We start from the raw sequence: 14,842 nt of genomic DNA, 5'->3' as shown, positions 1-14,842 counted from the left end.
AGGCGTTGGCACCCGGAGGCCATCATGAGCGGCAGCGGCACCACCGAACCCACCGGCACCCACAGCACCGCCGGCACCCCGGCATCCCGCGTCGTGATCGTCGGCTGCGGTCCCACCGGGCTCCTGCTCGCGGGCGACCTCGCCGCCGCCGGCGTCCCCGTCACCGTCCTGGAGAAGCGCCCCCACCAGATCAGCAACCTCTCCCGCGCGTTCGTCCTGCACGCCCGCACCCTCGAACAGCTCGACGCCCGCGGTCTCGCCGACGACCTGGAGGCCGTCGGGCAGCCCCTCGACCGGCTCGGTCTCTTCGGCCGGCTGACCATGGACCTCTCCGCCCTCCCCTCCCGCTATCGCCACCTCCTCGTGCTGCCGCAGTACGAGGTGGAGAAGGCGCTGGAGCGGCGCGCGGTCGACGCGGGCGCCGACTTCCGCTACGAGACCGAGCTGACCGGGCTCACCCAGGACGCGGCCGGCGTGACGGTCGAGGCCCGGGGGCCGGAGGGTCGTACGGAGACGGTCCGGGCCGCGTACGTCGTCGGCGCCGACGGGATGCGCAGCGCGGTGCGGCAGGCGATCGGGCTGCCCTTCCCGGGCCGGTCGGTGATCCGGTCCGTCGTGCTCGCCGACGTCCGGCTCGCCGAGAAGCCCCCGACCCTGCTCACCGTCGACGCCGTCGGCGACGCCTTCGCCTTCCTCGCACCGTTCGGCGACGGCTACTACCGGGTGATCGGCTGGCACCGCGGCCGTGACGTCTCCGACCACGAGCCCCTGGATCTGGCGGAGGTCAAGGAGATCACGCGGCTCGCGCTCGGCCGGGACTTCGGGATGCACGACGCCCGCTGGATGTCCCGCTTCCACAGCGACGAGCGGCAGGCGCCGGCCTACCGGGTCGGCCGGGTCTTCCTCGCCGGTGACGCCGCGCACGTCCACACCCCGGCCGGCGGGCAGGGCATGAACACCGGCCTCCAGGACGCGGCGAACCTGAGCTGGAAGCTCGCCGCCGTGCTGGGCGGCCACGCCGACCCCGCCCTGCTGGCCACGTACCAGGACGAACGGCACCCGGTCGGCCGGGCGGTGCTGCGCAGCAGCGGCGGGATCGTGCGCCTCGCCATGGCCAAGCGCCCCTGGACGCTGGCGGCCCGCGCCGCGCTCACCACGTTCCTCGACGTGTGCGGCCCGGCCCGCCGCAAGGTCGCCGGCCAGGTCACCGGCATCGGCTACCGCTATCCCGCACCGCGCGGCGCCCACGCCCTCACCGGTGCCCGCGTCCCGGACGTCACGCTCTCCGGCGGCGGTCGGCTGTACGAGGCGCTGCGCGGCGGACGGTTCGTGCTGATCACGCCGGAGCCGTACGAGGCGGGAGCCGGCCGCGCGGACCGGCTGGCCGTGACCCGCTGGGCGGGCGGCCGCCGCACCACCGTGCTGGTGCGGCCCGACGGCTACGCGGCCTGGGCCGCCGACGCGGCGACACCGGCGGACATCGAGACGGCCGTCCTCCGCCACCTCGGCCCGACCTCCCCAGCGACCGTTCAGTTCAGCTGAACGAAATGGTCGAAAACTTTCGATGGACCTGACAGGTCGGGCGCTGGGACGGTGAGGAAGCACCCACTCCCGCACGGAAAGGACCCCCGTGGCCGCCGTCCTGCACCGGACCACCGCCTCGCCCCGCCCCACCCTCCCGGCCCGCCTCCCTTCCCGCCGGGCCGCCGGCCCGCTCCTCGGACTCGCCTGCGCCGCCCTCGCCACGGTCGTCTGGGCCGGGAGTTTCGTCACCTCACGCGGCCTGCACGACAGCGTCCCCCCTGTTCAGCAGGCCTTCTGGCGCTGGGTCGTCGCGCTGATCGCCGTCGCCCCCTTCGGCGCCCGGCCGGCCTGGCGGGCGCGGGCCCACGTCCGACGGCACGGCCGCTACGTCCTGTTCGCCTCGCTGCTCGGCGTGGCCGTCTACAACACCCTCGTGAACCAGGCCGGTCTGACCACCCCGGCCGCTACCATGGGCATGACCATGGCCGCCTCACCGGTGCTCATGGCGGTGTGCGAACGGCTGACCGGCATCCGGCTCGGCGCGCGGCGCACCGCCGGACTGCTCGTCGCCTGCGCGGGCGTGACACTGCTCGCCGGCGGCGGCGCGGACCTCTCGGCCGGCGGCCTGTGGATGATCGGCGCCGCCTGCTGCTTCGCCGGCTACAGCGCGCTGCTGCGCCGCCGCCCCGCGGAACTCGGCGGAGCCGCCTTCCTGTTCACCACCTTCCTCGCGGGCACGGTCCTGCTGCTGCCCGCCCAGGCCTTCAGCCTCGCCGTGCAGGGCGGCTTCACCCCGGCCCCCGGTACGGTGCTGCCCCTGCTCTACGTCGGCGTGGCCTCCTCCGCCGTGGCCTTCTTCGCCTGGAACAAGGCCGTCGCCCTGATCGGCGCCGCCCGCGCCGGAGTCGTCTACCACCTCCAGCCGGTCTGTGTGGCCCTGCTGTCCTGGGCGGTACTCGGCGAGCGCACCGGACGGCCGCAACTGCTGTGCCTGGCACTGATCCTGGGCGGCGTCGCCCTCGGCGCGGGCAGCGGTCGCCGGGACGTGCCGCACGGCGCCGGACCCGGAAGTCGGGCGGCCGTCCTGCGCGGTGACGACGTGTAACGTGCGCGCCATGGCCGAGTGGGACCTGAGGAAGCTGCGGATCCTGCGCACCCTGCGTGAGCGGGGGACCGTGACGGCGACGGCCGAGGCCCTGCACATGACTCCGTCCGCCGTCTCCCAGCAACTCACCAACCTCGCCCGGCAGCTCGGCGTACCCCTGCTGGAGGCGCAGGGCCGCCGGGTGCGGCTCACCGACGCGGCCCGGCTGGTGCTGTCCCACGCCGAGGCGGTGTTCGAGCAGCTGGAGCGGGCGGACGCGGCGCTCGCGGCGTACGCGCGGGGAGACGCAGGCGAGGTACGCGTCGGCGCCTTCCCGACGGCGGTGCCCGCCCTGGTCGTCCCGGCCGTCCGGGCCCTGCGCGCCTCGCACCCCCGGATCTCGGTACGGGTCAGGGAGGCGGAGGCCGCCGAGGCCTACGAGTTGCTGGCCGCCGGAGAGGTGGACCTCGCCCTGTCCCTCGCGGCCGAGGCGCCGAGCGCGGCGGACCCCCGTCTCACCCGCGTGCCCCTGCTCACCGACCCGCTGGACGTCGCCCTGCCGGCGGGCCATCCGCTCGCCCGCGCCGGCCGGCTGCGGCTGCCGGACCTCGCGGCGGAACCGTGGATCTTCGGCGGCAGCGGACCCTGGTCCGACATCACCCGGCGCGCTTGCGAGGCGGCCGGCTTCAGCCCCCACCAGGGCCACTCGGCCTCCGGCTGGACCGCGATCCTCGCCATGGTGGAGGCGGGGATGGGCGTCGCCCTGGTACCGAGGATGGCGGCCGGCCGCCGCGCGGACGTGGTCCTGCGCGAACTGGGCCCGGACCGGCCCGTACGCCATGTGGTGGGCGCGGTGCGCAAGGGCGCGGAGAGCGGGACCGCGGTGACCCGGGTCCTGCGGGCCCTGCACGACGCGGCCGCCACCAGGGCCGGCGGCTAGGGCCTGACGTGTGGATCACGCCCGCGTCGCGGGGCGTCGGACAAGGCACCGTGGGCCAGGCCGGCCTGATCCGAACGACAGGCCCTGGCGGCGGCCCGGTGGGCGCGTGCGAAAGGGCGCCCGGTGCATCACCGGGCGCCCTTTCCGTGGTCCGGCGGTCAGGCGGCGGCCGCCGCGTCCGCGGCCTGGGCCCGCAGCGCGCGCTCGACGCCCGCACGGGACTCCGAGACGAGGCGGCGCAGGGCCGCGCTCGGCTCGGCCGCGGCCAGCCAGGAGTCCGTCTTGGCCAGGATCTCCTCGGAGACCTGCACCGACGGGTACAGACCGATCGCGATCTGCTGGGCGATCTCGTGGGACCGGGAGTCCCACACGCCCTTGACGATCTCGAAGTACCTGTCCGTGTAGTCCGCCAGCAGCTCGCGCTGGTCGGTCTGCACGAAGCCGCCGATCACGGCCTCCTGCACGGCGTTGGGCAGCTTGTCGGACTCGACGACCGACGCCCACGCCTCCGCCTTGGCCTCGGCGGTGGGCCGGGCCGCGCGGGCGGTGGCCGCGTGCCGCTCACCGGCGGCGGTGCGGTCCCGCTCGTACTCGTTCGCGATCTCGGCCTCGTCGAACCGGCCGACCGCCGCGAGCCGCTGCACGAACGCCCAGCGCAGCTCGGTGTCCACGGCCAGACCCTCGACGGTCTGCGTGCCGTCCAGCAGGGCCTCCAGCAGGTCCAGCTGCTCCGGGGTGCGCGCGGTCGCCGCGAACGCCCGGGCCCAGGCCAGCTGGTGGTCGCCGGCCGGCTCGGCCGCCCGCAGGTGGGCCAGCGTGGCGTCGGTCCAGCGGGCCAGCAGCGCCTCCCGGGCGGCCGGGTCGGCGTACAGGTCGATCGCCAGCTTGACCTGGCGGTGCAGCGACTGCACGACGCCGATGTCGGACTCCTTGCCGATGCCCGACAGGACGAGGGAGAGGTAGTCGCGGGCGGCCAGCTCGGCGTCCCGCGTCATGTCCCAGGCCGACGCCCAGCACAGCGCGCGCGGCAGGGACGCCTCGAAGTCGCCGAGGTGCTCGGTGACGGTCCGCAGCGACTCCTCGTCCAGGCGGACCTTGGCGTAGGACAGGTCGTCGTCGTTGAGCAGGACGACGGCCGGACGGGGCCTGCCACCCAGCTGCGGTACGGCGGTCAGCTCGCCGTCGACGTCCAGTTCGATCCGCTCGGTGCGCACCAGCTTGCCGCTGGCGGCGTCCAGGTCGTACAGGCCGATCGCGATGCGGTGCGGCCGCAGGGTCGGCTCGCCCTTGGCGCCGGCCGGCAGGGCCGGGGCCTCCTGGCGGACGGCGAAGGACGTGATGACACCGTCGGCGTCGGTGGCGATCTCGGGCCGCAGGACGTTGATGCCGGCGGTCTCCAGCCACTTCTTCGACCAGGTCTTCAGGTCGCGCCCGGAGGTCTCCTCCAGGGCGCCCAGCAGGTCCGACAGACGCGTGTTGCCGAAGGCGTGCCGCTTGAAGTAGGCCTGCACGCCCCGGAAGAACTCGTCCTCGCCGACGTACGCGACGAGCTGCTTCAGCACGCTCGCGCCCTTGGCGTAGGTGATGCCGTCGAAGTTGACGAGCACGTCGTCCAGGTCGCGGATGTCCGCCATGATCGGGTGCGTGGACGGCAGCTGGTCCTGCCGGTACGCCCAGGTCTTCATCGAGTTGGCGAACGTGGTCCACGAGTGCGGCCAGCGGGAGCCGGGCGCGGCGGCCTGGCAGGCGATGGAGGTGTAGGTGGCGAACGACTCGTTCAGCCACAGGTCGTTCCACCACTCCATGGTGACCAGGTCGCCGAACCACATGTGGGCCAGCTCGTGCAGGATGGTCTCCGCCCGCACCTCGTACGCCGCGTCGGTCACCTTGGACCGGAAGACGTACTGGTCGCGGATGGTGACGGCGCCCGCGTTCTCCATCGCGCCCGCGTTGAACTCCGGCACGAACAGCTGGTCGTACTTGGCGAACGGGTACGCGTAGTCGAACTTCTCCTGGAACCAGTCGAAGCCCTGCCGGGTGACCTCGAAGATCGCGTCCGAGTCGAGGAACTCGGCGAGCGAGGGACGGCAGTAGATGCCGAGCGGCACGGACTGCCCGTCCTTCTCGTACACGCTGTGCACGGAGTGGTACGGGCCGACGATCAGGGCCGTGATGTACGAGGAGATCCGGGGCGTCGGCTCGAAGGCCCAGACGTCGTCCTTGGGCTCCGGCGTCGGCGAGTTCGAAATGACCGTCCAGCCAGTCGGTGCCTTCACCGTGAACTGGAAGGTGGCCTTCAGGTCGGGCTGTTCGAAGGAGGCGAAGACGCGGCGGGCGTCCGGGACCTCGAACTGGGTGTACAGGTAGGCCTGCTCGTCGACCGGGTCGACGAAGCGGTGCAGGCCCTCGCCGGTGTTGGTGTAGGCGCAGTCGGCGACGACCCGCAGGACGTTGCGTCCCTCGAGCAGCCCCGGCAGGGCGATCCGCGAGTCGGCGAAGACCTCGGCGGGATCCAGCTGGTCGCCGTTGAGGACCACCTCGTGGACGGTCGGGGCCACCAGGTCGATGAACGACTCCGCGCCGTCCCGGGCGACGTCGAAGCGCACCGTGGTCACGGACCGGTAGGTACCGCCCTCCTGCGCGCCGGAGAGGTCGAGATCGATCTCGTACGAGTCAACGGTCAGCAGCTCGGCCCGCTGCTGTGCCTCTTCGCGAGTCAGGTTTGTGCCAGGCACGCGGTCATCTCCTCGTTATGTGTCGGTTGCGTCATCCTTCCATGCCACCGAGGGGTAAGGCGATGTCCGGTTCCCGCCGGTCGGTGTGGCGGTGGGTGCGGCGGTGCGCGCGGGGCCGGGGAACGGGGAAGGGGCGGTCACGTCGCCGTGACCGCCCCTTCCCGCACACGCCGTGCGCGTCCTACTTCTTCGCGGACAGCTCCGCCGCCACCAGCTCCGCGATCTGCACCGCGTTCAGCGCGGCGCCCTTGCGGAGGTTGTCGTTGGAGATGAACAGCGCGAGGCCGTTGTCCACCGTCTCGTCGCGGCGGATCCGGCCGACGTACGAGGGGTCCTGGCCGGCCGCCTGCAGCGGGGTCGGGATCTCGGAGAGGGCGACGCCGGGGGCCTTCGCGAGCAGCTCGGTCGCGCGCTCGGGGGGGATCGGGCGGGCGAAACGGGCGTTGACCTGGAGGGAGTGGCCGGAGAAGACCGGAACGCGCACGCAGGTGCCGGAGACCTTCAGGTCGGGGATCTCCAGGATCTTGCGGGACTCGTTGCGCAGCTTCTGCTCCTCGTCGGTCTCGTTCAGACCGTCGTCGACGATGCTGCCCGCCAGCGGGAGGACGTTGAAGGCGATGGCGCGCTTGTAGACCTGCGGCTCGGGGAAGTCGACCGCGGCGCCGTCGTGGGTCAGCTTGTCGGCCTCGGCGGCGACCTTCTGCACCTGGCCGTGCAGCTCGGCCACGCCCGCGAGACCGGAGCCGGACACCGCCTGGTAGGTGGCGACGATCAGCGCCTCCAGGCCGGCCTCCTCGTGCAGCACCTTCAGGACCGGCATGGCGGCCATGGTGGTGCAGTTCGGGTTGGCGATGATGCCCTTGGGGCGGTCGGCGATCGCGTGCGGGTTGACCTCGGAGACGACCAGCGGGACCTCGGGGTCCTTGCGCCAGGCGGAGGAGTTGTCGATCACGACGGCGCCCTGCGAGGCCACCTTCTCGGCCAGCGCCCGGGAGGTCGCGCCGCCCGCGGAGAAGATCACGATGTCGAGGCCGGTGTAGTCGGCGGTCGTCGCGTCCTCCACCGTCACGCCGTCCAGCACGGTCCCGGCCGAGCGGGCCGAGGCGAACAGGCGCAGCTCCGTGACCGGGAAGTTCCGCTCCACGAGGATCCTGCGCATGACCGTGCCGACCTGACCGGTGGCTCCGACGATTCCGACCCTCACAGCGTCTCCCTCTTTGTGTCTCTCGCATGACCGGGGCTTTTCCATCATGCGGCCGACCCCGGTCCACCTGTCCAATTCTTTGCGCCGCGTGCCCGAAGAATGGGACACGGGCGCCCGGCGGACGGTTCCACAACTCCGTCGGACGCCCCGCTGAGCTGGAGAAATTCGCTCGACGGGGCGTCCGTGCCGGAAGCTGTGCTGTGCGGTTCCTGCCCGTCCGGATTCCGGCCACACGGAGGTGTGACGTACGCCTCTGCGGGTGGCGGAGAAATCCCGGGCCCGTCCGAACGTTCCGGCCGGCCGCGGCGTCGTAGGGGCAAACGCGTGAGGGGGTGGCTTGTGCTGCGCGGAGGGGCGCGCCGCGACCAGGGGGCGTACGCCGGTGCGGAACGTGCCGGTGACGATCCGCTGGACGCGGCCCAGGAACGCCGGGTGCGGGCGGTGCTCGCGCTGGGCGGGGTGCCGCAGTCGGACCTGCCGGACGGGGTGCAGCAGGTACGTCTGCGGCTGCTGGAGCGGACGGCGAGCGGCCGCGAGGCACCGCGGGACGTGTCGGCGTGGGCGGCGGTGGTCGCCTCCAACCTCGCCATGGACTGGCACCGGGCCAAGCGGCGCCGCGAACGGCTGGGGGAGCGGCTGGCCGCGCTGCGCGAGCCCGCGCACCCCTCCGGCGAGGAGGCCAGCCTGCTCTCCCTCGCCGTCGCCCGGGGCCTGGACGAACTGCCCGCCGCGCAGCGGCAGGTGGTCGTCCTGCGGTTCTTCGCCGACCTGCCGGTGCGGGGCATAGCCGAGGAGCTGGGCATCCCCGAGGGCACGGTCAAGAGCAGGCTGCACACGGCGGTCCGCGCGCTGCGCGAGCGGCTGCACGACGACGAGGTGGTGTGACGTGACCGCCGGACACGACAGTGCGCGGGGCGCGGAGGGCGCCGGGGAGTACGGCGGCATGGACGCCCTGATGGCGGCGATCACCGGCGACCCCCTGCCGGCGGACGCCCGGCGGGACCCCGCCTTCCTGGCCGAGCACCGGGCGGCCGAGGCCGACGTGGCGCTGCTGCGGGAGCAGCTGGACCGGCTGGCCCGGGCACTGACCGAGGAGCCCTTGGAGGATCCCCTGACCGAAGGGCGCGAGGACCGGCCCCGGCGCCGCCGGCGCCTCCGGGGACCCGGCCCCGGCGGAAGGCCCGGCCCCGGCCGGACGCCCGCCGGGCGCCCGCCCGCGGAGCGTCACGCGTCCCGCCGGGCCGTCCCGGCCCCCGCGGCCGGGGCGCCCGTCCGGACCCCGCCGTGCGCTGCGCGTCGCGCTCGGCACGCTCGCCGGTGCCGCGGCCTGCTCGCTGGTCCTCGGCTTCGGCTGGCTGGTGACGCGGGCCGGTGTCGGCGCGGACGACAGCGGGGACGCGAAGAGCGCCGCCGACGCCGGGGGAAGGCGGCGACTCCGGAGGCCGCCGGGCGTCCGGCGGACCCGGAGCGCGAGCTGGCCTGCTCCCGGCTGGTGGTCGAGGGCACGGTGGCGAAGGTGCGGCGGCTGCGGGGCTCCGCGGAGAGCCGGGTCACGCTGACCGTGACCCGCTCCTACCGGCCCGCGCACGGCCCGGCCGAGGTCGGTTTCCTGCTCGACGGCACCGCACGGCCGGCGCCCCGCGCCGGACAGCACGTGCTCGTGCGGCTCGCCCGCGGCGAGGAGCGCGCGAGCCTGTGGTCGGTGGGCGACGCCGAGGTGGCCGCCGACCGCGCCTGGATCGTCCGGGCCCTGCCCGGCTCCCGGCACACGTCCTGCGCCCCGGCCGGCGGGTCGTGAGCCCGTGCGTGGCGGACGGCCGGTCGTCCGGCCCCGGTGCGGCCGGTGCGGCGCATGAGAAAGGGCGGGTGTCCGGTCGGACACCCGCCCCCGCCGTGCGCGTCACCCCGTTACGGCGTGACCTTCTCGATCTTCACGCTGCCGCTGCCCGCGACCGTGCCGCGGGCGTTCACCAGCTGGACCCGGCCGAAGAACTCGCGGCCGGCCGGGGCCTCGGCGGCGGCCGTGACCTGGCCGGTCACCGTCGCCGAGTCACCGGTGCCGAGCTTGACCGGGGCCGAGCCGTCGACCGTGACGGAACCGAGCGAGGAGGAGAAGAACACGTCCCGGTAGTCGTAGTCCGTGGAGCCGGACGGGACCGAGTAGCCCACGACCTTGATGGTGTAGGTGCCGGCGGCCGGGGACGGCACGGAGACCGCCTCCTCCGAGTCGCCGTCAGCGGACTGCGCGACCTGCTTGCCGCTCGCGTCGTAGACCGTCAGGTCCAGGTCGGCGGCGGTGTCGGAGACGCCGCCGATCGCCACGTCCAGGGACTTGGCGCCGGCCGGGACCGCCACCGTGGTGGTCTGCGTCTCGCCCTGCTTGATGGCCGGACGGGCCGACTTGGCGGAACCGAGCGGGCCGCCGACCAGCTTGCCGTCGAGCGCGGCGTACTTGTTGGTCACCTTCCAGGAGGCGTCGGTCGGGGTGCCGGCCTTGGCCTCGGGGACGGTCACGGTCTCCGGGTCGAAGGCCGCGCCGAGGACGGAGACGTCCAGCCGGAAGGGGTTGTCGAGCAGCGGCGACGTGCGCCGGGCCTCGACCTCGACCTCCCAGACGCCGGGCTGCGGGTCGGCGTACGCGCGCACGTCGGGCTTGCAGCCGTTGCCGTCCAGGTAGTTGTTGTAGCAGTACGGCGTCGAGGTGTTGTCGGACGGGACGCCGTACGGGTGGATGGCGATGAACCGGGTCTGACTCTTGTCCCCCAGCCCGCCGATCGCGACCTCCAGCGACTTGGCGCCCTCGGGCACGTTCACGAAGTACGACCGGGTGGCGTTGCGCTGCACCGAACCCGACGCCGACCAGGTGAAGTCCACCGGGGAGGCGACCACGACGGTGGTGAGGATCTGCTTGTCGACACCCTCCGTGCGCGGGTCGTCGACCTCCAGGATCGCGCTCTTGATGCCCGCGGAGCCCGGGGCCGCCTGGACCTTGACGGTCACCGGCTGGTTCAGCGGCAGCTTCACGACGTCGTCGCCGAGGATCCGGAAGGTGTGCCCGGCGTTGTTCTCGAAGTGCAGCTCGTGCCGGACGGCCTTGTCCGGGCCGGAGGTACGGGTGACGGTGACGTCGTACGTCTTCTTCTGGCCCGCCTTCAGACCGCCCTCGCGGTCGTACAGGCCGGTGCCGAAGCCCGGGGTCTTCAGGGCGTAGTCGATCGCGGTGTCGACCGGGGCCTTGACCGTGTAGTCGTGGGCGGTGGCGTCGTCACGGATGGCGTCCCACGCGTCCACGATGTTGATGAGGCCCGCGCCCTCCTCGTACGCCTGCACACCCTTGATGTGGTCGGCGGTCGAGGTCAGCGCCGTGCGCAGGGTGGCCGGGGTGAGGTCGATGTGCTTCTGCTTCGCGGCGCTCAGCAGCAGCGCGGAGGCGCCTGCGGCCTGCGGCGAGGCCATCGAGGTGCCCTGGAGCATCGAGTAGCCGGCCGGCAGGGGGTAGCCCGCCTCGGCGACCGGGGAGCCCTTCAGCCAGGTCTGGGTGGTGTTGATGGCGGCGCCGGGCGCGCTCAGGGTCGGGGTGAAGCCACCGTCCTCACGCGGGCCGCGCGAGGAGAACGGCATCATCGCGTACGGGGTCTCCACGGCCGAGCCGTAGTTGGCGGCCCAGGTCTCCTTGGAGATGGCGGCACCGACGGAGATCACCTTGTCCGCGAGACCGGGGTCGCCGATGGTGTTCGCGCCGGGGCCGGAGTTGCCCGCGGAGATCACCAGCTGGACGCCGTAGGTGTCGATGAGCCGGGTGTACAGCTCGGCGCGCGCGTTGTTGCCGTCGTTGAGCGCGGGCAGGCCGCCGATCGACATGTTGACGATGTCGACGCCGCGGTTGGCGACGAGGTCGATCATGCCCTCGGTGAGGGCGACGTTGGTGCAGCCGCCGCTCCAGGTGCAGGCGCGCGAGGAGACGATCTTCGCGCCGGGGGCCGCGCCGTTCATCTTCCCGCCGAACAGGCCGTTGGCGGAGGTGATGCCGGCGACGTGGGTGCCGTGCTCGGACTCGATGACGCCGATGTTGACGAAGTCGGCCTTCTTGCCGACCCAGTCGCCGCCGTACGGGTCGGTCGGCACGTCCTTGCGGATCTGCACGACGAACGGCTGCCGCTCGACGACGTCGGTCTTCGGGTCGTCGGTGCCGAAGTAGCCGATCTGGTAGCCGTCCTTGTACGGCTTCATCGGCGTGTCGTCGGTGAAGTCGAAGTTGTTGTTCAGGTCGACGCGGACGGTGCCGGCGGCCGGGTCGTAGAGGATGCCCCAGACGTCGGTGGTGTCGCCGTCCCGGTTCGCGTCGCCCGCGGCGTCCCCTCCGGCCGTCGCGGACTCACGGAACAGGTTGACCTGGTAGTCGCCCGCGGGCGCCTTCCAGTCGGCGCCGCCGTAGGAGAACGACGGGCCGCTGACCGGGTTGGTCATCCGGCGCCAGGTGCCGTCGCTGTCGAGGATCGGGTCGGTCGCGGTGACCCAGTCGACGATCTTGCGCTCGCCGGTGGTGGTCTTCTGCAGCGCCGGGTGGCCTAGGTCGACACCGGAGTCGAGGATGCCGATGGTGACGCCGCGGCCGTCCGCCTTCGGGTGGTCCTGGACGAAGTCGACGGCGCCGGTCTCGAAGGACGGGTTGTACGGGTTCTCCGCCGGGGTGTTCCGGCCCGGTCCGGAGTAGCCGCCCTTGGCGGCACCGGACTTGCCGGCGGTGTCCCCGCTCGGCGCCGGGTCGTCGAGCGGGATCTCCTGCTTGAGGTCGATGGCGTGCACCGAGGAGAGCCCGGCCGCCGCCTTGATGGCCGCGTCGGCCCTGGCGGTGGGGACGGTGGCACGGACGTAGCCGACCTTGTCGTAGCTGCGGCCCACCGAGCCGCCCTTGACCGCGTCCAGCTTCTCGGCGACCTGCTCGGTCTGTCCGGGGGCCGTCGCGATCATCATCGTGACGTTCTTGTCGCCGGCGGCCTTGGCCTCGGCGAGCACGTCGGCGTCGTCCGAACCGAGCTTGTCGTGACCGGACTTGACCGGGTCCGCGGCCGGGGCGGGCGGAGCGTCCGCGGCGAGGGCCAGGGGGACCGGCCCGGCCGCGGAGAGAGCGGCCACCACACCCACGGCCACGGCTATGCGGGCCAGGCGTCTGGGACCGGATATGGGATCACGCTCGGGCGTGTGGGTCATCGGCATCCCTCAGGTAAAGGAACGAGCGGACGAGAGCGCTCAGCTTTACCGAAGGGCACGCCTTTGGGGACCCGTTGACCGAATCGATATGCATGTATGGGGAAAACCCCCGATGGGATTTGAGCGTATCCGGCCCTGATGGTCCGGTATTTGCTCAGTTCTCCTTCGAACGCGCGTAATGCCGGGAGGCCTTCGCCCGGTTGCCGCACGCCGCCATCGAGCACCAGCGGCGGGTGCCGTTGCGGGATGTGTCGAAGAAGTGCAGGACGCAGCCGCCGCCGGCGCAGGGGCGGATCCGCTCCGGGGCGCGGGTCAGCAGGTCCAGGTAGTTCCGGGCGGCGAGCCAGGCCGGCCCCCACGACGGGTCGGCGAACTCGGGCTCCTCGGCCGGGCCGGCGGCGGTCAGCCGGGCCCGGATGCGCCCGTGTCCCAGCACGGCGTCCACGAGCGGAGCCGCCTGTTCCGCTGGGCCGTCCACCGCGGCCCGCAGTGCCTCCCGGGCCTCGCGGAGGTGGTCCAGGACGGCGGTGTCGGCCGGGTGGTTTCCGGCCAGCCCGTTGCTCGCGAGCCACACCGCGAGACCGTCGGGACCGGCGAGCAGGTCCTGGGTGACGCCCTCCTTGTTCCACCGGGTGTTCAGCAGGTCGAGCGCCAGGGGCTCGCCGGTGAGCGGGCGGGGGTCGCGGGCGGTGGGCATGGGCCTCTCCTTCTCTGCTAACCGGTCAAGCGTACGTGACCGGTTGACCCGACCGGAACTAACTGTCTAATGTTGCTTACGACGGTTATAAACCTCGAAGGGGAGAGCCATGACCCTGCGCACCGCGCACATCGGCCTGAACGTCACCGACCTCGACCGCTCGCTCGCCTTCTACCGGGACGTCCTCGGCTTCGCCCTGCTCGCCGAGGGCAAGGAGGACGACCGGCGGTACGCCTTCCTGGGCGACGGCGGCGACCAGCCGGTCCTCACGCTCTGGCAGCAGGCGCGGGCGCCGTACGAGGCCGGCCGGGCCGGGCTGCACCACCTCGCCCTCGCCGCGGACTCGGTCGACCGGGTCCGGGAGTACGAGACGGCCCTCAGGGCCGCCGGGGTGGAGTTCGCCCACGAGGGCGTGGTGGCCCACCGGGAGGGCTCGGCCTCGGGCGGGATCTTCTTCCACGATCCGGACGGCACCCGCCTGGAGATCTCCGCCCCGCACGGCGCCGAGGACGCTCCCGCCCCGCACGGATCCGCTCCGACCTGCGGGTTCTTCTAGTCATGGGCGGCTATCGCGCGGGCTCGCTCGCGCTGCAGCGGGAGCTGGGCGTGCGGGAGCGCGCCGAGCACGTGGGCCGCTCCCTCGGCCAGGGCATCAAGCCCGTCGCCGCGGCCTTCCTGGAACTCCAGCCCCTGCTGGTCGTCGGCGCCGCCGATCCCGCGACCGGCCGGGTGTGGGCCTCCCCGGTCGTGGGCACTCCGGGGTTCGTGCGAGCCACCGGGCCCCGGCAGATGTCCGTCGCGGGAGGGCCACCCCCGACCGACCCTCTCGCGACGGCCCTCACCACCCCGGGCACGCCCGTCGGCACCATCGCCCTCGATCCGCGCACCCGCCGCCGCATGCGGCTGAACGGCAGGCTGCGGCCCACCGCCCGCGGCTTCGCCGTCGAGGCCGACCAGGTGTTCTCGAACTGCCCGAAGTACATCCAGCGCAGGGAGTCGTACGAGGTGACCGGCGCCCGCACGCCGGGTCCCGCCCGGCAGGGCGGGCGGCTGGACCGGGCCGGCATGGAGTGCGTCCGGACCGCCGACACCTTCTTCGTGGCCACCGTGCACCCGGCCGGCGCCGACGCCAGCCATCGCGGCGGCAACCCCGGCTTCGTCCGGGTGGACTCGCCGGGCGAGCTGAGCTGGCCGGACTACCCGGGCAACGCCATGTTCCTCACCCTCGGGAACCTGCGCACCGATTCGCGCGCCGGGCTGCTCTTCCTCGACTGGGAGACGGGCACCACCCTCCAGCTCACCGGCGAGGCCCGCACCGAGTTCTCCGACGGGGGCGGACGGAGGGTCCGCTTCACCGTGACCGAAGTCGTGCGCACCCCCGCCGCCGTGCCCCTGCGCTGGTCCGCCCCGGAGTACTCACCGGCCAACCCCGACCGCTAACGTCGGG

The 14,842-nt window shown here is 73.2% G+C and carries 11 protein-coding genes; 7 read left to right on the top strand and 4 right to left on the bottom strand.

All coding sequences use genetic code 11. The features are described 5' to 3' along the window. The first annotated feature begins 24 nt into the window (after window positions 1-24). From N8I86_RS14595 to N8I86_RS14585, 3 genes are all read left to right on the top strand, one after another. A complete protein-coding gene (locus N8I86_RS14595) occupies window positions 25-1,542 on the top strand; it encodes an FAD-dependent monooxygenase (protein ID WP_263277948.1) in 1,518 nt (505 codons plus the stop codon). Between the two features lie 88 nt (window positions 1,543-1,630). After that, window positions 1,631-2,629 (top strand): DMT family transporter, encoded by a 999-nt coding sequence (locus N8I86_RS14590; RefSeq protein ID WP_263277947.1) that lies wholly within the window; start codon window positions 1,631-1,633, stop codon window positions 2,627-2,629. 10 nt (window positions 2,630-2,639) lie between these two features. Next, window positions 2,640-3,548 carry a LysR family transcriptional regulator gene (locus tag N8I86_RS14585; RefSeq protein ID WP_263277946.1) on the top strand — a complete coding sequence of 303 codons (909 nt, stop codon included), beginning with the start codon at window positions 2,640-2,642 and terminating at the stop codon, window positions 3,546-3,548. A 158-nt stretch (window positions 3,549-3,706) separates the two neighbouring features. Here the strand turns inward: N8I86_RS14585 and pepN are convergent, their stop codons facing one another. After that, the gene (gene pepN, locus N8I86_RS14580; protein WP_073894001.1) at window positions 3,707-6,283 is read right to left on the bottom strand and encodes an aminopeptidase N; all 2,577 of its coding nucleotides are present in this window, start codon (window positions 6,281-6,283) and stop codon (window positions 3,707-3,709) included. 181 nt (window positions 6,284-6,464) lie between these two features. Next, window positions 6,465-7,487, bottom strand: a complete 1,023-nt coding sequence (locus N8I86_RS14575; protein ID WP_073894000.1) for an aspartate-semialdehyde dehydrogenase — start codon at window positions 7,485-7,487, stop codon at window positions 6,465-6,467. Window positions 7,488-7,826: 339 nt separating this feature from the next. On the opposite strand from N8I86_RS14575, the gene N8I86_RS14570 reads away from it, so the two are divergent. Both N8I86_RS14570 and N8I86_RS14565 read left to right on the top strand, forming a co-directional pair. Beyond that, window positions 7,827-8,372 (top strand): sigma-70 family RNA polymerase sigma factor, encoded by a 546-nt coding sequence (locus N8I86_RS14570; protein WP_073893998.1) that lies wholly within the window; start codon window positions 7,827-7,829, stop codon window positions 8,370-8,372. A gap of 1 nt (window position 8,373) precedes the next feature. Then, entirely contained in the window at window positions 8,374-9,285 is a 912-nt protein-coding gene (locus N8I86_RS14565; protein ID WP_263277945.1) for a hypothetical protein, read from the top strand. 110 nt (window positions 9,286-9,395) lie between these two features. On the opposite strand, the gene N8I86_RS14560 is transcribed toward N8I86_RS14565, so the two are convergent. After that, the gene (locus N8I86_RS14560; protein WP_073893997.1) at window positions 9,396-12,698 is read right to left on the bottom strand and encodes a S8 family serine peptidase; all 3,303 of its coding nucleotides are present in this window, start codon (window positions 12,696-12,698) and stop codon (window positions 9,396-9,398) included. A gap of 154 nt (window positions 12,699-12,852) precedes the next feature. After that, the gene (locus tag N8I86_RS14555; RefSeq protein ID WP_073893995.1) at window positions 12,853-13,395 is read right to left on the bottom strand and encodes a CGNR zinc finger domain-containing protein; all 543 of its coding nucleotides are present in this window, start codon (window positions 13,393-13,395) and stop codon (window positions 12,853-12,855) included. Between the two features lie 109 nt (window positions 13,396-13,504). Between N8I86_RS14555 and N8I86_RS14550 the strand changes: the two genes are divergently transcribed. Next, the gene (locus tag N8I86_RS14550; protein WP_263277944.1) at window positions 13,505-13,951 is read left to right on the top strand and encodes a VOC family protein; all 447 of its coding nucleotides are present in this window, start codon (window positions 13,505-13,507) and stop codon (window positions 13,949-13,951) included. Between the two features lie 2 nt (window positions 13,952-13,953). After that, complete coding sequence (locus N8I86_RS14545; RefSeq protein WP_263277943.1) at window positions 13,954-14,835, top strand: pyridoxamine 5'-phosphate oxidase family protein; 882 nt, start codon at window positions 13,954-13,956, stop codon at window positions 14,833-14,835. The last annotated feature ends 7 nt before the right edge of the window (window positions 14,836-14,842 follow it).

The organism is Streptomyces albidicamelliae (assembly GCF_025642175.1).
Classification (GTDB): domain Bacteria; phylum Actinomycetota; class Actinomycetes; order Streptomycetales; family Streptomycetaceae; genus Streptomyces; species Streptomyces albidocamelliae.
Note: the sequence above shows the minus strand (reverse complement) of the source record. Positions and strands in the feature narration are given on the sequence as shown.

Bases quoted from the DNA above. Each gene is read 5' to 3' on its own strand.
- N8I86_RS14555 (WP_073893995.1), bottom strand. From the start codon at position 13,395: ATGCCCACCGCCCGCGACCCCCGCCCGCTCACCGGCGAGCCCCTGGCG.
- N8I86_RS14595 (WP_263277948.1), top strand. From the start codon at position 25: ATGAGCGGCAGCGGCACCACCGAACCCACCGGCACCCACAGCACCGCC.
- N8I86_RS14545 (WP_263277943.1), top strand. From the start codon at position 13,954: ATGGGCGGCTATCGCGCGGGCTCGCTCGCGCTGCAGCGGGAGCTGGGC.
- N8I86_RS14585 (WP_263277946.1), top strand. From the start codon at position 2,640: ATGGCCGAGTGGGACCTGAGGAAGCTGCGGATCCTGCGCACCCTGCGT.
- N8I86_RS14560 (WP_073893997.1), bottom strand. From the start codon at position 12,698: ATGACCCACACGCCCGAGCGTGATCCCATATCCGGTCCCAGACGCCTG.
- N8I86_RS14550 (WP_263277944.1), top strand. From the start codon at position 13,505: ATGACCCTGCGCACCGCGCACATCGGCCTGAACGTCACCGACCTCGAC.